16 protein-coding genes and 1 riboswitch are annotated in these 17574 nt (G+C 72.7%); of the genes, 12 read left to right on the forward strand and 4 right to left on the reverse strand.

Going from position 1 to position 17574, the window contains the following annotated elements; translation table 11 throughout:
- Positions 1-2: 2 nt before the first annotated feature.
- From ACFQPS_RS12830 to ACFQPS_RS12840, 3 genes are all read left to right on the forward strand, one after another.
- Positions 3-470 (forward strand): hypothetical protein, encoded by a 468-nt coding sequence (locus tag ACFQPS_RS12830; RefSeq protein ID WP_377359533.1) that lies wholly within the window; start codon positions 3-5, stop codon positions 468-470.
- A 167-nt stretch (positions 471-637) separates the two neighbouring features.
- The gene (locus ACFQPS_RS12835; RefSeq protein ID WP_377359534.1) at positions 638-1300 is read left to right on the forward strand and encodes a TetR/AcrR family transcriptional regulator; all 663 of its coding nucleotides are present in this window, start codon (positions 638-640) and stop codon (positions 1298-1300) included.
- Complete coding sequence (locus ACFQPS_RS12840) at positions 1297-2223, forward strand: cation diffusion facilitator family transporter (RefSeq protein WP_377359536.1); 927 nt, start codon at positions 1297-1299, stop codon at positions 2221-2223. The genes ACFQPS_RS12835 and ACFQPS_RS12840 overlap by 4 nt, the downstream gene beginning before the upstream one ends.
- Before the next feature lie 30 nt (positions 2224-2253).
- On the opposite strand, the gene ACFQPS_RS12845 is transcribed toward ACFQPS_RS12840, so the two are convergent.
- Positions 2254-2973 carry an RluA family pseudouridine synthase gene (locus tag ACFQPS_RS12845; protein WP_377359538.1) on the reverse strand — a complete coding sequence of 240 codons (720 nt, stop codon included), beginning with the start codon at positions 2971-2973 and terminating at the stop codon, positions 2254-2256.
- Between the two features lie 89 nt (positions 2974-3062).
- Positions 3063-3614, reverse strand: a complete 552-nt coding sequence (locus ACFQPS_RS12850; RefSeq protein WP_377359539.1) for a metallophosphoesterase family protein — start codon at positions 3612-3614, stop codon at positions 3063-3065.
- Between the two features lie 234 nt (positions 3615-3848).
- Here ACFQPS_RS12850 and ACFQPS_RS12855 point away from each other — a divergent pair, with 234 nt between their 5' ends.
- The 6 genes from ACFQPS_RS12855 to ACFQPS_RS12880 all read left to right on the forward strand — a co-directional run bounded on the left by ACFQPS_RS12855 (position 3849) and on the right by ACFQPS_RS12880 (position 10879).
- Positions 3849-4595 (forward strand): 2OG-Fe(II) oxygenase, encoded by a 747-nt coding sequence (locus ACFQPS_RS12855; RefSeq protein WP_377359541.1) that lies wholly within the window; start codon positions 3849-3851, stop codon positions 4593-4595.
- A 196-nt stretch (positions 4596-4791) separates the two neighbouring features.
- Positions 4792-5334: a DUF4398 domain-containing protein gene (locus tag ACFQPS_RS12860; RefSeq protein WP_377359542.1), complete on the forward strand. Its 543-nt coding sequence runs from the start codon at positions 4792-4794 to the stop codon at positions 5332-5334.
- Between the two features lie 62 nt (positions 5335-5396).
- A complete protein-coding gene (locus ACFQPS_RS12865) occupies positions 5397-6242 on the forward strand; it encodes an OmpA family protein (protein WP_377359544.1) in 846 nt (281 codons plus the stop codon).
- 201 nt (positions 6243-6443) lie between these two features.
- Positions 6444-7061 (forward strand): response regulator, encoded by a 618-nt coding sequence (locus tag ACFQPS_RS12870; protein ID WP_377359546.1) that lies wholly within the window; start codon positions 6444-6446, stop codon positions 7059-7061.
- The gene (locus ACFQPS_RS12875; protein WP_377359547.1) at positions 7051-7524 is read left to right on the forward strand and encodes a histidine kinase; all 474 of its coding nucleotides are present in this window, start codon (positions 7051-7053) and stop codon (positions 7522-7524) included. Before ACFQPS_RS12870 ends, ACFQPS_RS12875 begins: the two co-directional genes overlap by 11 nt.
- A gap of 172 nt (positions 7525-7696) precedes the next feature.
- Positions 7697-10879: a PAS domain S-box protein gene (locus ACFQPS_RS12880; protein WP_377359549.1), complete on the forward strand. Its 3183-nt coding sequence runs from the start codon at positions 7697-7699 to the stop codon at positions 10877-10879.
- A gap of 41 nt (positions 10880-10920) precedes the next feature.
- On the opposite strand, the gene secB is transcribed toward ACFQPS_RS12880, so the two are convergent.
- Complete coding sequence (gene secB, locus ACFQPS_RS12885; protein ID WP_377359550.1) at positions 10921-11427, reverse strand: protein-export chaperone SecB; 507 nt, start codon at positions 11425-11427, stop codon at positions 10921-10923.
- A gap of 179 nt (positions 11428-11606) precedes the next feature.
- Positions 11607-11684, forward strand: a riboswitch (SAM riboswitch).
- A 71-nt stretch (positions 11685-11755) separates the two neighbouring features.
- Between secB and metZ the strand changes: the two genes are divergently transcribed.
- The 3 genes from metZ to ACFQPS_RS12900 all read left to right on the forward strand — a co-directional run bounded on the left by metZ (position 11756) and on the right by ACFQPS_RS12900 (position 16800).
- On the forward strand, positions 11756-13012 hold the full coding sequence (gene metZ, locus ACFQPS_RS12890) for an O-succinylhomoserine sulfhydrylase (protein ID WP_377359552.1): 1257 nt from the start codon (positions 11756-11758) through the stop codon (positions 13010-13012).
- Between the two features lie 232 nt (positions 13013-13244).
- On the forward strand, positions 13245-13760 hold the full coding sequence (locus tag ACFQPS_RS12895; RefSeq protein WP_377359554.1) for a hypothetical protein: 516 nt from the start codon (positions 13245-13247) through the stop codon (positions 13758-13760).
- Positions 13761-13947: 187 nt separating this feature from the next.
- Positions 13948-16800, forward strand: coding sequence for a [protein-PII] uridylyltransferase (locus ACFQPS_RS12900; protein ID WP_377359556.1), 2853 nt, complete (start codon positions 13948-13950; stop codon positions 16798-16800).
- An 87-nt stretch (positions 16801-16887) separates the two neighbouring features.
- Here ACFQPS_RS12900 and ACFQPS_RS12905 read toward each other — a convergent pair whose 3' ends face one another.
- A complete protein-coding gene (locus ACFQPS_RS12905; protein WP_417715198.1) occupies positions 16888-17223 on the reverse strand; it encodes an usg protein in 336 nt (111 codons plus the stop codon).
- Between the last annotated feature and the right edge of the window lie 351 nt (positions 17224-17574).

Consider the following 17574-nt stretch of genomic DNA (forward strand, 5'->3'; position numbering starts at 1 on the left):
CCATGCACCGCGCCCTGCACCGCGCCCTGCTGCCGGCCGCGCTGCTGCTGCCCACCCTGGCCGTCGCCGCCTGGGCCGGATGGCTGGCGCTGGCCCTGGCCGCCATGCCGGCGCTGCGGGTCGGGATCGAGGGACCGGACCCGCGCGACATCTTCCGTGGTCATTATCTGGTGGCGCAGCTCACCCTGAGCCACGGCGGATCGGCCTGCGTCTGCCTGACGCCGGACCCGGCCGCGCCGCTGCGGCCGGAGGCGACGCCGGTCGCCTGCCGCCGGGCGGAGCTGCGCGCCTGCCCCTACCCCTTGCGCGATCCCGGCCGGCTGTTCCGCCTGTACCTGCCGCAGGAGCAGGCGGCGGCGCTGGAGCGCCTGCCGCCGCTTCCCGGCCCCCGCGCCAGCGTGCGCCTGCGCTTCGACGGCGAGGGCGGGGTGTTCTACGACGACCTCCGCCCGGAACCGCCGCCGCCCTGACAGCGGCCCTCGCACAGCCGCCCCCTGCCCTGCCTGCTTGTCGCAGGGCCGTTGACGCCGGGCCGGGCCTCCCTATCTCTACGCCGTAGAAATTCTACGGTGTAGAGTTCCGCGGGCGGCAGAACCATGCGTCTCCCCCCGGACAATCCCGGACAGGAGACGGACCGATGTCGGAGAAGCGGGGCGCCGAAGCGCGGGCCCTGTCGCGCGAGGCCATCGTCGCGGCGGCGATCACCCTGATGGAGCGGACCGGCGAGGCCGGTTTCAGCCTGCGCAAGCTGGGGCTGCACATCGGCTGCGACGCCATGGCCGTGCTCTACCATTTCAAGTCCAAGGAGGGGCTGCTGCGGGCCATGGCGGACGCGCTGACGGCCCGGCTGCGCCCGGCCGACCGGACGGCGCCCTGGCAGGACCGGCTGCGCTGGCTGGCCCTGGAATACCGCCGGGTCGCCCTGGAGCATCCGCAGACCTTCGCCCTGATGGGGCGGTTCTGGACGACGGGTCCGTCCGACGTCGCGCATGTCGAGATGGTCTACGGCGCCCTGGAGGAGGCGGGATTCCGCGGCCGGCGGCTTGTCGAGGCCGGGCACGGCTGGTACGCGGCCGTGATCGGGCTGGCCATCGCCGAGGCCGGGGGGTTCCTGCGCACCCCCCGGCCGGAGGACATCGCCGAGATGGAGCGGCACCTGGACGACCGCTTCGGGCTCACCCGGCAGCTCCTGCCCGAGTTCCGCGGACTGCGCGCGGACAGCAGCTACCGGATGACCGTGGATGCCCTGCTGACCGGGCTGCGGCAGGCCGCGGAGTCGCAGCGGGAGGCCGGGGAATGAGGACCGAACAGGGCGTCCTGCGCCTTTCCATCGCCGTCACGGTCCTGCTGGCGGGCATCGGCATCCTGTTCGGGCTGATGTCGGGATCGTTCGCCATCGTCTTCGACGGCATCCATTCGCTGACGGACGCCAGCATGACCATCGTCGCGCTGCTGGTGGCGCGGCTGATCGCGTCCTCGACCGGGGCAGGTCCGGCCATGGGCCGGCTGGTCGAACGCTTCACCATGGGGTTCTGGCACCTGGAGCCGATGGTCCTGGGGCTGAATGGCATCCTGCTGATGGGGGCCGCCACCTATGCCCTGATCACCGCCGTGAGCAGCCTGATGGAGGGCGGCCACACGCTGGCCTTCGACCACGCCATCGTCTATGCCGTCCTCACGCTGGCCATCGCCCTGGGGATGGCGGCCTACGCCACCCGCGCCAACCGCACCATCCGGTCCGCCTTCCTGGCGCTCGACGCCAAGGCCTGGCTGATGGCGGCCGGCCTCACGGCGGCGCTGCTGATCGCCTTCGTCATCGGCTATCTGGTCCAGGGCACGGACCTGGCCTGGATCTCGCCCTACATCGATCCCGTCGTGCTGGCGCTCATCTGTCTGGTGCTGATCCCGCTGCCGGCCGGCACGGTGAAGCAGGCCCTGGCCGACATCCTGCTGGTCACGCCGCCCGACCTGCGCCGGCACGTCAACACGGTCGCCGAGGAGATCGTGCGGCGCCACGGCTTCGTCTCCTTCCGGTCCTATGTCGCCCGGGTCGGGCGGGGCCGGCAGATCGAGCTGTACTTCATCGTGCCGCATGACTGGCCGGCCCGCCGGCTGGAGGACTGGGACCGGCTGCGGGACGAGATCGGACAGGCGATCGGGGGCGAGGGACCGGACCGCTGGCTGACCATCGTCTTCACCACCGATCCGGAATGGACGGTGTGACCGTCGGGGGCCGGGAGCCGGGCGGGCGGCTCAGCCCTCGCCGGTCCAGCCGCAGGCGGCCAGCGCCTCGCGCAGGTGGGGCGGCACCGGGGCGGTGACGGCGACGGCGGGCTTCGTCGTGTAGACGGGGACGGAGATGGCCCGGCTGTGCAGGTGCAGCGGCTCCGCCTCGTAGCGGCCGCCATAGACGGGATCGCCCAGCACCGGGCAGCCCATGGCGGCGCAGTGGGCGCGGATCTGGTGGGTGCGGCCGGTGTGCGGGTGCAGCTCCAGCCAGGCCAGATCGCCGATCTTCGGCAGGCTGCCGCGGCCCATCACCCGCCAGTCGGTCACCGCCTCCTGCGCCTCGGGCGTGCCGGGGGGCAGGGCGATCATCTTCCAGCCGCGGCGGGCGTCGGTGCGCTTGAGCAGGGCCTTGTCGATGGTGCCGGCATCGCCCTCGGGGCCGCCGCGCACGACGGCCCAGTAGGTCTTGCCGATGCGCCCGTCCTGGAACAGCAGGCCCAGCTTGCGCAGCGCCTTGGGGTGCCGGCCCAGCACGAGGCAGCCGGAGGTGTCGCGGTCCAGCCGGTGCGCCAGCGCCGGCGGCCGCGGCAGGCCGAAGCGCAGATGCTCGAAATACCGTTCCAGATTGTCCGCTCCGTGGCGGGAGCCGGGCCCGCCATGCACGGCGATGCCGGCGGGCTTGTCCAGGATCAGCATCAGCCCGTCGCGGTAGAGCAGCCGGGCCTGGATTTCCTCGGGCGTCATGGTTCCTCGGGCGTCTGGCGGACCCGGCAGGGCGGGCGCTTCCGCTGTACCCCGCCGGCCCGCCCCGCCGCAACCGGAACCGTGCCGCCCTACCCGTCCCGCGGCGGCTCCCCCGCCGCCCCGGCGGGAGCGGGGCTGCGGCGGCGGGAGAAGCGGGCCCGGATCTCCGCGACGGTGACGGGGCGGAAGTCCCACACGTCCACGCCCACATCGACCTGCCGGGTCAGGCCCTTCAGCGTCCCGTGGCTGTGGCCGTGCAGGTTCCAGGCCCCCTTGTACATGCCGTTCCAGGTGCGGAAGGCGTAATGGCAGAGCACCAGGGGCGTGCCGTCGGCGGTCAGCTCGCGGTAGTCCGCGACCTCCGCCCAGACGGGCAGGCGCTTCGTCGCCGGGCCGTCATTGTTGCCGGCGATCAGGTGCCTGCGGCCGTTGAGCCGTTCCAGGATCGCCACGGTGCGGCCGGGATCGCGGTGCAGCGAGACGTCGCCCAGGTGCCAGACCTCGTCCTCCGGTCCGACCCGCGCGTTCCAGCGCTCCACCAGGGCCGCGTCCATGGATGCCACGTCCGCGAAGGGCCGGCGGAAGCGGCCGAGCGCGCCGGCATGGCCGAAATGCGTGTCGCTGGTGAAGAAGACCGCCATCCGATCGGCTTCCGGCTCCGGGGGGACGGCCCGCGGCCGGACCATGCCGGGGGCCGGTTCATGCCGGAGGAAGAGGGGCGGCCTGTCAAGCCCGATGGCGCCCGCAGCCCGTCGGGCACGGCGCGGGTGGTGCCCGTCGGGCACGGCGCGGGACCTATGGCCGCCCATGCCCGCCGCGTGCGACGGCCTCGACGGTTTCGCCCGCCGCGGCTATCGTGCCGCTGGAGGTGGCCCATGACCGAACCCGTCCCGACCCCGGAGAGCGCCGCGTTCCGGCTGGCCGAGCGGCCCGACCTGGAGGCGCTGACCGCCGCCTTCGCCCGCGACGGCCGCGTGCGCGTGCCCGGCGTGCTGGCGGACGACGGCGCCGAGCGCCTGCGCGAGACCCTGCTGACCCAGGTGCCCTGGCACCTGTTCTTCAATGACGGGCCGCAGCTCGCCCTGCTGGACGGGGCGCAGATGCAGGCGCTGGGCCCGCAGGGGCAGCAGCAGCTCCTGGCCGGGGTGCTGGAGCGGGCGCGCGGACAGATGCAGTTCCTCTACAGCAGCTTCCCCTATGTCGCGGCGATGCGGGCAGGCCAGCCGGTGGCGCCGCTGCTGGCCGCGGCCTTCGCCTTCCTGAACAGCCCGGCGGTGCTGGATCTGGTGCGCCGGATCAGCGGCGATCCCGCCATCCGGCACGCGGACTCCCAGGCCGCCCTCTATGCGCCGGGGCATTTCCTGACCCGCCACGGCGACGGCAACGGCCCCGGCGAGGACCGCCGCGTCGCCTATGTCCTGAACCTGAGCCGGGACTGGCGGGCCGACTGGGGCGGCCAGCTCCAGTTCCTCTCCGAGGCAGGAGAGGTGACCGGGGCCTGGGTGCCCGGCTTCAACCTGCTGGGCCTGTTCCGGGTACCGACGCCGCATCTGGTGACGCAGGTCAGCGCCTTCGCCGGCGGCCCGCGGCTGTCGTTGACCGGCTGGTTCCGGGCGGACTGACGCCCCACGGACTGACTGCCCCCCCGGACTGACTGCCCCCCGGACTGACTGCCCCCGGACGGCGCAGCGGACGCCCCGTCCGGGGTAGCTCGGAACCTTTTCCCCGCGGCGGCGGTTGCAGACGGCGACATCGGGCAGCCTCCCGGCGGCGCGCGGCCGCCGTTCGAGATGGCTGCCGACCAGACCGGAGCCGCCGATGACCCGTCCGTCCCTCCTCGCCCCGTCCCTCGCCCTGGCCATCCCCCCCACCGCCTGTCGGGCGCGTGGCCGCTTGGCCGTTGCCGCCCCGCTGGCGGCGGTACTGCTGCTGGCCGCCTGTTCCTCCACCCCGGACACGCCGCCGCCCAGCCTGTCGGCGGCGGAGGCCGCGATCCAGGGCGTGGACCCGCAGACGGTGAACCGCTACGCGCCGGTGGAGATGCAGCAGGCCCGCGAGCGGCTGGACCAGGCGCAGGCGGCCTGGCGCGACGAGCGCACCGGGGCCGCCTCCCGTCTGGCCGAGGAGTCCCTCGCCATGGTCCGGCTGGCGCGAGCGCGCAGCAATGCGGCCGAGGCGCAGGCCGCGCGGGAGGATGTGGCCCGCACCATCCAGACGCTGGAGAGCGAGGTCGGCCTCGCCGCCGGACGCCGCGGCGCGGCCGGGAATTCCGGAACCGGCAGCAGGGGGACCGGGGACACGGGAGCCGGGAGCCCGACCGGAAGCACGGGCGCCGCCCCGGTGACGCCGCCCGGCCGCTGATCCGCACTGCCGAGCCCCCCGCCCCCGTCCCCAGCCCCGTCCGACCACCGGAGATCCCCGCCATGACCACCCGTCCCGATCCGCGCCGCCGCCTCCGCCCGCTGCCGGCCGCCGCGGCCCTGGTTCTGCTGGCCGCCTGCGCGTCCGCGCCCGAGAGTTACCCGCCGCTGGCGCGCGTGCAGCAGGAACTGGCCGATGCCCGCACCGCGAACGTCGCGGCCCAGGCCCCCGTCGCCTTCCAGGAGGCCGAGCGCAGCGTCGAGCGGGCGCAGTCCCGCCTGGGCAGCGCCGAGGAAGAGGAACTGGAGCACCTGACCTATCTGGCGGAGGTGCGGTTGCAGACGGCGCGCGCCGAGGCCGAGGCCGCCCGCTTCCGGCAGGAGCGGCAGGATCTGGTGGCCCAGCGCGAATCCATCCTGCGCTCCGCCCGCGAGGACCAGCTCGCGCTGGCCCAGAACGTGGCCGAGGAGGACCGCCAGCGCATCCAGCAGCTCGAATCCCAGCTCCAGCAGTATCAGGCGCGGGAGACCGAGGCCGGCACCGTGCTGACGCTCAGCAACATCAACTTCGACCTGGATTCGGCCACCCTGTCGCCGGGCGACCGGCAGCGGCTGCGGCCGCTGGCCGAGTATCTGCGCAGCCAGCCGGACCGCGCCGTCCTGATCGAGGGCCACACCGACTCCCAGGGGGCGGCCGAATACAACGAGCGTCTGTCGCAGCGGCGGGCAGAGGCGGTGCGCGACTTCCTGGTGGAGCAGGGCATCCAGGCTGCCCGCATCACCACCCGCGGCCTGGGCGAGGAAGTGCCGGTCGCCAGCAACGAGACACAGGCCGGCCGGTTGCAGAACCGCCGGATCGAGGTGACCGTCGAGAACCCGCCGCCGCGTGCCGCCGCCGCAGGCGGCTGAGACAGGCGACCGCCGCAGGCGGCTGAGACACGCGACCGCCGCGGGCGGCCGGGGCGAGCGCCGGGGGCGGGAAGCCGGGCCGGTGCTTTCCCGCGATGATCTCAGCCGCGCGGGGAATTTCTACCATTATTCTATCCCATTCGGCTAAGCCCTGTGGTATGAAGGAACCGTGACCACCACCTGTCCGGCCCCTGCGGAACCATGCGGCTGCTGATCGCGGACGACCACGACCTGCTCCGGGATGCGCTTCGATCGCATATCGAGCGGGCATCACCGGGAACCGAGGTGCTGGGGGTCGGCTCCGTCGACGCGGCGGTGACCGCCCTGGCCCGGCACCGCGGCATCGAGCTGGTCCTGCTGGACCTGCGCATGCCCGGCATGAACGGGCTGGAGGGTCTGGTGCGGCTGCGCACCAGCCATCCCGGTGTGAAGGTGGCGCTGATGTCCGGCGAGGCCTCGCCGGAGGATGTGCGCGCCGCCCTGGCCTTCGGCGCCGTCGGTTTCCTGCCCAAGACACTGCCCGGCACGGCGCTGGTGGAGGCGATCTCACGCCTTGTCGCCGGCCAGACCTTCGTGCCGGAGGGGGCCGCCGCCCCCGAACCCGACTCTCCGCTCGCCGGCGGCGCCAGTTTCACCCGGCGCGAGCGCGAGGTCCTGGATTTCCTCCTCAAGGGCTGCTCCAACAAGGAGATCGCCCGGGCGCTGAGCCTGGAGGAGGTGACGGTGAAGCTGCATGTGCGCGGCCTCTGCCGCAAGCTGGGCGCCAAGAACCGCACCCAGGCCGCCATGCGAGCGGTGGAGATGGGCCTTGCCCGCTGAGCGTCCCCCTTCGGTGCGGCACGACCTGCTGAACCACCTGAACGCCATCATGGGCTATGCCCTGCTGCTGGTCGAGGACCTGCCCGAGGGGCCGGAGCGCGACTTCGCGCGCCGCATCCGGCAGGCCGCGGGGGAGGCCCTGACGCTGGCCGACGGCCTGCCGCGGGAGCGGGGCCGGACCTGCCCGCGCCTGCTGCTGGTCGATCCCGCCGGCGATGCGCTGGCCGCGACGCTGGAGCAGCGCGGCTGGGAGGTCACGCCGGCCGCCACCGCGGCGGAAGCCGCGACCGCCCTGAAGGCCGCTCCCGGCGCCTGGCAGGTGGTGCTGGCCGCCCCGCGCCAGGCCCGCAGCGCCGCCCTGGCGAAGGTGCTGGGTGACACGCCCCTGGCCGAGCGCTGCGACGGCGAGGCGGAGGACGCGCTGGCCGCCCGCCTGACGGAACTGCTCTCCCGCAAGGGCTGATCCCGCCGGACTGCCCCCGGGCCCGGTGCCCTGAGCCGGCCTCCTTCGACCGGGCCGGCCGCTCCCGCGCCCGCCGTACCCCCTCCGTTTGCGACTCCCCCGGCGGCCGGTCCATGGCTTATCGTTCCCCTTTCCGCCCCTTGGTGTCCCGTGACGGGACAGGGTTGCCGCCATGCCGAAGTCCCGTCGCCTGACCGAGTGCCCGCCCGACTGCGCCCCGGCCGGTGCCGGCGAGGGGGGCGGCACGGCCCCGCCGGCAGCGCCGGCGACGCCCGCCAAGTCCGGGAATCCCGGCCTGCTGGCGGCCCTGGCCGAGATGTCCACCGAACCGCTGGCCGCTCTGGTGCCCTGCCCCTGCGGCCTGACGGTCGCCGCCGGGAACAAGGCGGCGCGGCAGCAGCTCGGCGCCCGCATCGGGCTGCCGCTGCGGCAGATGCCGGTGCTGGCGCCGCAGGCCGAACGCATCACCGCCTTCTTCAGCGGGCCGCGGCTGCACAAGGAGATCGTGCTGCCCGGCGCCGCCGGCACGCTGCGCCTGCGCAAGGAGGGCGAGGTGCTGCTGGTGTCGCTGCTGCCGCCGCCCGCCTCCATGGCGCAGGAGGCCGCGACCCATCTGATCGACGGGCTGGAGCGGCTGAAGGACGGCCTGATCCTGTACGACGCCGAGGACCGGGTGATGCTGTTCAACCAGCGCTTCCTGGACTTCTTCCCCGAGCTGGCGCCCTTCGTGCGGCCGGGCATCACCTTCGAGGCGGTGATGCGCAACCTGATGGCCAGCGGCACCCTGCCGATCCCGCCGGAGCGGGCGGAGGCGTGGCTGACCGACCGGCTGCACCGGCACCGCAACCCCGGCCCGCCGTTCGAGACGGCCCTGGGCAAGGACCGCATCATCCGCGTGGCCGAGCACCGCACCGGCGCCGGCGGCCATGTCTCGCTGGTGGTGGACGTGACCGCCCTGCGCACCAGCGAGCGGCGGCTGCGCGACCTGATCGACGGATCGTTGCAGGGCATCGTCATCCATCGCGGCTTCGACGTCCTGTACGCCAACCAGTCCTTCGCCGGCATCTTCGGTTTCGACACGGCCGAGGCGCTGCTGAAGGAAGGCTCGCTGGACTTCATCATTCCGCCGGAGAACAAGGGACTGGCCCGGCGCAGCCTGGACCGGCTGCTGCGCGAGGGCGGGTCGTTCCAGCGCAGCCGCGTCGCCGCCCTGCGCCATGACGGGACGCGCATCTGGATCGAGGTGGCGGTGCGGGCGGTGGACTGGCTGGACGGCCCGGCCTTGCAGTCCATCGTCATGGACGTGACCGAGCGCGCCCGCGCCGAGGACGCCCTGGCCGCCAGCGAGGCGCGCTTCCGCGATCTGGTCAGCACCGTGCCGGGGCTGGTCTACCAGTGGTACGAGCGCACCGGAGGGGTTCACGGCTACAGCTATGTCAGCCCCCGCTCGCGGGAGATGTACGGCATCGCGCCGGAGGATCTGGTGCGCGACTGGTCGCTGCTGCCGATCCATCCGGAGGACCAGGACCGCTGGCGCCGGACCATCGCCGACGCGGTCCTGCGCGAGACCGACTGGTCGTTCGAGGGCCGCTTCATCCTGCCCGACGGCTCGGTGCGCTGGTGGCGGGCCGTGTCGCGGCCGGTCCGGGTGGGGCCGGACGAGGTCCGCTTCAACGGCATCGTCATCGACATCGAGGAGCAGAAGCGGGCCGAGGCGGAACTCCAGTCGCGCGAGGCGATGCTGCGCTATTCCGCCAGCCTGGCCGGGCTGGGCTACTGGGTCTGGGACCGGCGGCTGGCCTGGACCACCTACTGCTCGCCCGAGCTGGCGGCCATCCGCGGCGTCACCGTGGAGGAGTATCTGGAGACGCTGGGCAGCTTCGAACAGCAGCTCCGCTGGATCCAGCCGGAGGACCGCGACTACTACCGCACCCATGCGCTGGACGTGGCGCGGTCGCGCCGCACCTATGTCGTCGAGTACCGCATCCTGCGCCCCGACGGGCAGACCCGCTATGTCCGCGAGGTCGGCGGCCCGGTCTACGACGACCGCGGCGAGCTGGTGAAGTATGTCGGCGCCTTGCAGGACATCACCGACCGCAAGCAGCGCGAACTGGAGCTGGAGGAGGCGCGCGACCGGCTGGAGCGGCAGGCGGCGGAGATGACGGCGCTGGCGCTGGAGCTTCAGACCGCGCGCGACGCGGCGGAAGCGGCCAGCCGCGCCAAGTCCCGCTTCCTGGCGGTGATGAGCCACGAGCTGCGGACGCCGATGACCGGCGTCATCGGCATGATCGACCTCTTGCTGGGCACCACCGTGACCAGCGACCAGCGCCGCTATCTGGAGACGCTGCACTCCTCCGCCGACGCGCTGCTGGTGGTGCTGAACGACATCCTGGACTTCTCCAAGATCGAGGCCGGCCAACTGGTGATCGAGGCGATCCCGGTCCGGCTCCAGGCCCTGCTGGACGACGTGATCGACCTGTTCGCCCCGGCCGCCTCGCAGAAGGGGGTGGAGCTGCGGGTGCGCCAGCCCGACCGGCGCCAGAAGAACCGCCTGCCGACGGAGCTGACGGGCGACCCGACGCGGCTGCGGCAGGTGCTGATGAACCTGGTCGGCAACGCCGTGAAGTTCACCCCGGCCGGCAGCATCGAGCTGCGCGCCGAGGCGAAGCGGGAGGAGTCTGGTTCCTGGCTGCTGCGCTTCGAGGTCGAGGACACCGGCATCGGCATTCCGCCGGACGTGGTGCCGATGCTGTTCGAATCCTTCACCCAGGCCGATGCCTCCACCACCCGGCGCTTCGGCGGCACCGGGCTGGGGCTGGCGATCTGCAAGCGGCTGGTCACCATGATGGGCGGCGAGATCGGGGTGCGCAGCGAGCCCCGCCGCGGTTCCGTCTTCTGGTTCACCGTCCGCATGGCCGGCCCCGCCGCCGAGCCGGCGGAGGAGACGGTCGAGGTCGCCGCGGAGGAGGGCCGCGCCAGCGGCGCGCGGGTGCTGCTGGCGGAGGACAACCCCGTCAACCGCCTGCTCATCACCACCATGCTGGAACGGATGGGCTTCCGCCCCGACGCCGTGGCCAACGGCCGCGAGGCGGTGGAGGCGGTGCAGCGTGAGCGCTACGACGTCGTCCTGATGGACATGCAGATGCCGGAGATGGACGGCGACACGGCGGCCGGCGTCATCCGCGACCTGCCCGAACCGCTCTGCCGGCTGCCGATCGTGGCGCTGACGGCGGACGCGCTGCCGGAGAACCGGGCCCGCCACCTGCGCGCCCGGCTGTTCGACGAGTATCTGACGAAGCCGATCGACTGGCCCCGGCTGGGCGAGGTGATCGCCGCCCTGGCCGCCCGCGGCTGAACCGCCGCGGGAAGGCCGGGCCTAACCCCTGCGGGCCGCCGTCAGGCGTGCCCGACTTCACCGTTGCTGCCGCGGTTCAGCACCTGGCGGCGGTACAGGTCCACGAAGTCCAGCGGCTGGAGCATCAGCGGCGGATAACCGCCGTTCTGCGTCGCCTCGGCGACGATCTGGCGGGCGAACGGGAACAGCAGCCGCGGCGCCTCGATCAGCAGGATGGCGCGGGCCTGCTCCGCCGGGATCTGCGCCGGCAGGGTGAAGATGCCGGCATAGGACAGCTCGACGATGAAGGCCGTGCGGTCGTTGCGGGTGGCCTCGGCGCGCATCGACAGCACCACCTCGGACACGGTGTCGTTCAGGCCGCGCGCCTGCACGTCCACCTGGAGGTCGATCTTGGGCTGGCCCTGATCGGCCATCAGGCTCTGCGGCGCGTTCGGGTTCTCGAAGGAGAAGTCCTTGACGTACTGGGCATTGACGACCAGCGGCAGGGAGCTGGACTGGGACTGCCGGCCGGCTTCGTTGTCACCGTTGGCGGCGGTTTCGTCGGTCATGGGCCAAAGACTCCCCGGGAAGTGTCGTGTCGCGGTCAGGATCCGGCGCCCGGAAGCGGCGCGCCGGCCGGGGGACTAGCACGGAAACCGGGTCCGGGCAACGGCGGACCCGGCCCGGCGGAGCGAGCGGTGCCGGCCCTGCCGCCTGCCGCTTGACAGGGCGGGCCGGGCCGGCCCACCCTGCCTGCCGTGGCGAGTTGCGGACCGGCTTGCAGGCCACGGTAAAGAAGCTGCTAAAAGGTCGATGCCGTTCCTCCGCCGGGGGTCTCTCCCGCGGTCAGGGCCTCGATCCGCCGGTCGGGGCCTTTTTCGTTTCCGGAGGACCGACATGGACGACACTTCCCCGAACACCCCCGCTTCCGGGGCTCCCGCCCCCCGTCCCGCGGACACGGCCGGACCGGACGGCTGGCACCCGCGCACGACGCTGATCCATGCGGGCACGCGGCGCAGCGGCTTCGAGGAGACGAGCGAAGCCCTGTTCATGACCTCCGGCTACGTCTACGGCTCGGCCGAGGCGGCCGAGCACGCCTTCGCCAACGACGGCAGCCGCTTCGTCTATTCCCGCTTCCGCAACCCCACCGTCGCCATGTTCGAGGACCGCCTCGCGGCCTATGAGGGGTACGGACGCTGTTTCGCCACCGCCTCGGGCATGGCGGCCGTGTTCGCCGCGGTGATGGCGCTGGTCGGGGCCGGCGGGCGCATCGTCGCCTCGCGCGCCCTGTTCGGCTCCTGCCTCTACATCGTCAAGGACCTCGCCCCCCGCTACGGCATCACGACCGAGCTGGTGGACGCCACCGACCGCGCCGGCTGGGAGCGGGCGCTGGCGCGGCCGGCGGACCTGGTGTTCCTGGAGACGCCCAGCAATCCCTGCCTGGAGGTGGTGGATCTGGCCCATGTCACGGCGCTGGCCCACGCGGCCGGGGCGAAGGTGATCGTGGACAACGTCTTCGCCACGCCCGTGCTCCAGAAGCCGCGCGCCTTCGGGGTGGATGTCGTCGTCTATTCCGCGACCAAGCACATCGACGGCCAGGGCCGCTGCCTGGGCGGCGCAATCCTGTGCGACGGCGAGGTGGCGGCGACGCTGGCCGTCTTCCTGCGCCACACCGGCCCGGCCATGAGCCCGTTCAACGCCTGGGTGCTGCTGAAGGGTCTGGAGACGCTGGAGCTGCGGGTGCGCGCCCAGTGCGAGGGCGCGCTGGCCGTGGCCCGCTTCCTGGAAGGCCACCCGGCCGTGGCGCGGGTGGCCTATCCCGGCCTGCCCAGCCATCCGCAGCACGATCTCGCGGCGCGCCAGATGGCGGGCGGCGGGCCGCTGGTCGCCTTCGACCTGCGCGGCGACGGGGAGGAGACCAAGGCCCGCGCCTTCCGCACCATGAACGCGCTGGGGCTGATCCTGATCTCCAACAATCTGGGCGACGCCAAGAGCCTGATCACCCACCCCGCCACCACCACCCACCAGCGCCTGAGCGCGGAGGAGAAGGCGGAGCTGGGCATCTCCCCCGGCACGCTGCGCCTGTCCGTCGGGCTGGAGGACCCGGCCGACCTGATCGCCGACCTGCGCCGGGCCCTGGACGCGGCGCACTGACGGGCGCACCATCCGCTGGAGCGCCGCCGCGCCGGCCGGACCGGAATCCGGAGCATGGAATCCGGAGCACGGAACCCGGAGCATGGAACCCGGGGCCGGTGCGGCGGGTTTCCCTGTCCCGGGCATTGTGCGGTGCAGCATGGTGCGCCATGATGCCGGCGGGAGGCGGTCCCGCCATGGCGCGGGGCCGCGTCGATCCGAAGGACGCGGCGACGCGGGAGAGGATGAGGCCATGGCGACGACCCTGCCGATGCGGACGGCCCAGATCGCGGCCGAGCTGACGACCACGGCGATGGTGCTGGGGGAGACGGCGCTGGCGGCGCAGCAGACCGTGGCGCTGCGGCTGACCCGGCTGGCCCAGGCCGCGGCCGAGCCCTCCCGCCTGATGGACCCCGAATTCCGCCTGATGGGCTGGGAGAAGCTGGAGGCGGCCAGCGCCGCCGGCTTCGCCATGGTCGAGGGCTGGGGCGCCGTGCATGAGGCGTTCTGGCACTGGTCGGGCCGGCAGTGCGCCGCCGCCCAGGAAGCCACGCTGGCCGCCGCCACGGCGCGCGGAGCCCCCGACCTGATGCAGGCGCAGCAGCGCTTCGCCGAAGCCTCGCTGGACGCGGCCGAAGCCGCGGTGGCGCGGCTGACGCTGGCCACCGACCGCATCGCCCGGCTGGGGCTGGCCCCCTACCACAAGGCGACCCGATCCAACGCCCGGCGGCTGTCGCGGGAGGCGAAGCTGCCCGTGCTGCTGGGCTGACCCGCGGCCGGCGGCCGCATTCCCCTCCGGCCCCTGCCCCGGTTCCGCCCATGCTGCGGCGCTCCGGGCGGGGGAGCGGCGCGCCGGTTGCATGACTGCGGACTGGAACAGGACCGTGCGGCTCCCATTTCCGTGGCATAATCCCCACCGACCGTCCGGCCACCCCGGCGCCGCAGATCCCGTCCCCATGCCCGACACGCTTCCTGCCGCCCTGGCCGACAGGCCGTCCCCGTCCGACCATGGCCCGCGTGAGCGCTCCGGCGTGCCTGGCCGGGCCGCGATCTCCCGGCGCCTGTCGGCGCTGATCGTCACCAGCGGCCGCCCGGGGGAGGACAACCGCGGTGCCGACGCCCTGCGCGGCGCCGTGCTGGAGGTGCTGAAAGGCGCGCTGGAGGAGGGCCGCCGCGCCATCCGCAGCCGCTTCGAGGCCGGCGGCCGCGGCGATGACTGCGTGCGCGCCACGGCCCGGCTGGCCGACGCCATCATCCAGGCACTGGCCGATTTCGCCATCCACCACGCCTATCCGGTCGCGGTGGCGACGCCGGGCGAACGCTTCGCCCTGGCCGCCACCGGCGGCTACGGCCGCAGCGAGCTGGCGCCCGCCTCCGACATCGACCTGCTGTTCCTGCTGCCCTACAAGCGCACGCCGCGGGTGGAGCAGCTTGTCGAATACATGCTCTACATGCTGTGGGACCTGGGCTGGAAGGTCGGCCATGCCGTGCGCAGCGCGGACGACTGCATCCGCCTGTCCCGCGACGACGTGACGATCCGCACGGCGCTGCTGGAATCCCGCTTCCTGTGGGGCGAGGCCGCCCTGTTCGGGGAGATGAAGAAGCGCTTCGCCCGCGAGGTGGCGGCCAACACCGCCTCTGCCTTCATCGAGGCGAAGCTGGCCGAGCGCGACGCACGCCACCTGAAGGTCAATGACAGCCGCTACGTGCTGGAGCCGAACCTGAAGGAGGGCAAGGGCGGCCTGCGCGACCTGCACACGCTGTTCTGGATCGCCAAGTACGCCTATCAGGTGGACGATGTGGAGGATCTGGTGGCGCAGGGCGTGCTGCTGCCGGAGGAGGCGCAGCGCTTCGCCAAGGCGCAGAACTTCCTGTGGACCGCGCGCTGCCATCTGCACTACCTGACCGGCCGGCAGGAGGACCGGCTGACCTTCGACGTGCAGGCGGAGATCGCCCGCCGGCTGGGCTATACCGACCATGCCGGCACCTCGGGCGCCGAGCGGTTCATGAAGCACTTCTTCCTGACCGCCAAGGACGTGGGCGACCTGACCCGCATCTTCTGCGCCAACCTGGAGCAGGAGAGCCGGCGGCCGCCGCGTTTCGCCTTCCTGCGCAAGGCGTTCAGCCGCAGCGGCGGGGTCGATGGCTTCCAGGTCGATGCCGGCCGCCTGAACATCCGGCACGAGCGGCAGTTCCGCGACCGCCCGCTGGACATGATCCGGCTGTTCCATCTGGCCCAGGCGACCGACCTGGACATCCATCCCAACGCCCTGCGCGCCATCACCCGCGCGCTCTCCGCCATCGGGCCGAAGCTGCGCGAGGACCCCGAGGCGAACCGCCTGTTCCTGGACATCCTGACCGGGGAGAAGGACCCGGAGATCATCCTGCGACGGATGAGCGAAGCCGGCGTGCTGGCGCGCTTCGTGCCCGATTTCGGGCGCATCGTGGCGCTGATGCAGTTCGACATGTACCACACCTTCACGGTGGACGAGCACACGCTGTTCGCGTTGGGAATCCTGCACCGGATCGAGTCGGGGGCGCTGAATGACGAGGTACCGCTGGCGTCGGAGGTGATCCACACCGTCAGCTCGCGCCGCGCCCTCTACGTCGCCATGATGCTGCACGACATCGCCAAGGGCCGCGGCGGCGACCACTCCGTGCTGGGCGCCAAGGTGGCGGAGAAGCTCTGCCCCCGCCTGGGCATGACGGAGGAGGAGACGGAGACGGTGGCCTGGCTGGTGCGCTGGCACCTGATCATGTCCTCCACCGCCTTCAAGCGCGACCTGGACGACGAGAAGACCGTGCGCGACTTCGTCGCCCTGGTGCAGAGCCCGGAGCGCCTGAAGCTGCTGCTCTGCCTGACCGTGGCCGACATCCGCGCCGTCGGTCCCGGCCGCTGGAACGGCTGGAAGGCGACGCTGCTGCGCCAGCTCTACTGGCGGGCGAAGGAGATGATGTCCGGCAGCGTCTTCGACGACGGCCGCGAGCGCCGCGTTTCGGCCGTGCAGGCCGCGCTGAGGGACGCGCTGTCCGACTGGCCGGCGGAAGCAGTGGACGCCCACCTGGGCTACGGCTATCCGCACTACTGGCTGGCCTTCGACACCCAGACGCTGGCCCGGCACGCCCGCCTGATGCGGCAGGCCGACGCCGGGCGGGCGCCGCTGACGCTGGACACCCGGGTGGACCGGGAGCGCGGCGTCACCGACGTGACGGTCTACACCGCCGACCATCCGGGCCTGTTCTCCCGTCTGGCCGGGGCGCTGGCCCTGGCCGGGGCGACCATCGTGGACGCCCGCATCTTCACCATGAGCAACGGCATGGCGCTGGACGTCTTCTCCGTCCACGCCGCGCACGGCGGCAGCTTCGAGAGCCCGGACAAGCTGGCGCGGCTGGCGGCGCTGGTGGAGAAGGCGCTGGCCGGGGAGCTGCGCATGGCGGACGAGCTGGCGAAGCGCCGCTCCGCCACGCTGCCCAGCCGGGCCCGCGTCTTCAAGGTGCCGCCGCGCGTGCTGGTGGACAACACCGCCTCCACCGCCCACACGGTGGTCGAGGTGAACGGCCCCGACCGGCCGGGCCTGCTCTACGCCGTCACCCGCGCCCTGACCGGGCTGAACCTCCAGATCGCCTCGGCCAAGGTGGCGACCTACGGCAACATGGCGGTGGACGTCTTCTACGTGAAGGACGTGTTCGGCCTGAAGGTGACGCACGAGGCGAAGCTGACCCAGATCCGGCAGTCCCTGCTGGACGCCCTGGCCGACCCCGACACCGACACCCGGACCGCGAAGCCACCCCGCCGCAAGGCCGGCTGAGGTCGGGGACCGTCCCCCGACCTCCCGCGGCCGGCCCCGTGCCCGGCACACCCCGGAGCGCTGCGTCCCAGGCGGGCGCGCCCCGCCCTATTGCAGGCGCAGGTCCGCGCCCAGGTGCCGGAGATCACCCGCGGAGACGAGGCCCAGGCTGGCGATGCGGACGCTGTGCAGCTTGCCGTCGATCTCCCGGCTCCAGAAGTCCAGGAACCGCTTCAGCACCGGGAATCGCGGGGCGATGTCCAGATTCTGCCAGACGAAGCTCTGCAACAGGCCGGGGTGGTCGGGCATGTGGTAGAGGATCTCCGCCGTCGTCAGGCGGTAGCCACGGAGCTGGCGGTGCAGGTCGCCCCCGTCGATTCCGGCGGAACTGGCCCCGGCGGGGGTGGCAAGCGGCTTCGTGATCGGTGTGCGCGGTCCCGTCATTCACGTCTCTCCCAGGCATGTCCGTTTCAGGCGGTTGACCCGGTGGCGGCCCGGCTTCCGCGCCCTGCTTCCGGCATCGGTGCTTCCGGCATCCGTCTGCGGTCCGCATGGCGGCTCCCTGCTGGCGGCCCGGCATCTTCCGGCCGGGTCCGCGCTGGCCGTGCCCGTCCCCAGCATGGCGCAGGGGCGAACCGTTTGTGAAGGGAAAAGTTCCTGAATTAACAATGGCTTGGCAGCAAGCTTGCGACTCTGCTGCCAGCATCGGCGGTGCCGCGGACGGGGACCTTCCTCACGGGAATCGCATTAGGAAAAGTTCTGTAGCGCGGCGGGGGGAAATGGATTCTGTATGTC

It is taken from the genome of Rhodocista pekingensis, assembly GCF_042665545.1.
Classification (GTDB): Bacteria; Pseudomonadota; Alphaproteobacteria; order Azospirillales; family Azospirillaceae; genus Rhodocista; species Rhodocista pekingensis.

Bases quoted from the DNA above. Each gene is read 5' to 3' on its own strand.
- ACFQPS_RS12850 (WP_377359539.1), bottom strand. From the start codon at position 3,614: ATGGCGGTCTTCTTCACCAGCGACACGCATTTCGGCCATGCCGGCGCG.
- metZ (WP_377359552.1), top strand. From the start codon at position 11,756: ATGGACGACACTTCCCCGAACACCCCCGCTTCCGGGGCTCCCGCCCCC.
- ACFQPS_RS12845 (WP_377359538.1), bottom strand. From the start codon at position 2,973: ATGACGCCCGAGGAAATCCAGGCCCGGCTGCTCTACCGCGACGGGCTG.
- ACFQPS_RS12880 (WP_377359549.1), top strand. From the start codon at position 7,697: ATGCCGAAGTCCCGTCGCCTGACCGAGTGCCCGCCCGACTGCGCCCCG.
- ACFQPS_RS12855 (WP_377359541.1), top strand. From the start codon at position 3,849: ATGACCGAACCCGTCCCGACCCCGGAGAGCGCCGCGTTCCGGCTGGCC.
- ACFQPS_RS12900 (WP_377359556.1), top strand. From the start codon at position 13,948: ATGCCCGACACGCTTCCTGCCGCCCTGGCCGACAGGCCGTCCCCGTCC.
- ACFQPS_RS12840 (WP_377359536.1), top strand. From the start codon at position 1,297: ATGAGGACCGAACAGGGCGTCCTGCGCCTTTCCATCGCCGTCACGGTC.
- ACFQPS_RS12860 (WP_377359542.1), top strand. From the start codon at position 4,792: ATGACCCGTCCGTCCCTCCTCGCCCCGTCCCTCGCCCTGGCCATCCCC.
- secB (WP_377359550.1), bottom strand. From the start codon at position 11,427: ATGACCGACGAAACCGCCGCCAACGGTGACAACGAAGCCGGCCGGCAG.
- ACFQPS_RS12835 (WP_377359534.1), top strand. From the start codon at position 638: ATGTCGGAGAAGCGGGGCGCCGAAGCGCGGGCCCTGTCGCGCGAGGCC.
- ACFQPS_RS12895 (WP_377359554.1), top strand. From the start codon at position 13,245: ATGGCGACGACCCTGCCGATGCGGACGGCCCAGATCGCGGCCGAGCTG.
- ACFQPS_RS12905 (WP_417715198.1), bottom strand. From the start codon at position 17,223: ATGACGGGACCGCGCACACCGATCACGAAGCCGCTTGCCACCCCCGCC.
- ACFQPS_RS12865 (WP_377359544.1), top strand. From the start codon at position 5,397: ATGACCACCCGTCCCGATCCGCGCCGCCGCCTCCGCCCGCTGCCGGCC.
- ACFQPS_RS12870 (WP_377359546.1), top strand. From the start codon at position 6,444: ATGCGGCTGCTGATCGCGGACGACCACGACCTGCTCCGGGATGCGCTT.
- ACFQPS_RS12830 (WP_377359533.1), top strand. From the start codon at position 3: ATGCACCGCGCCCTGCACCGCGCCCTGCTGCCGGCCGCGCTGCTGCTG.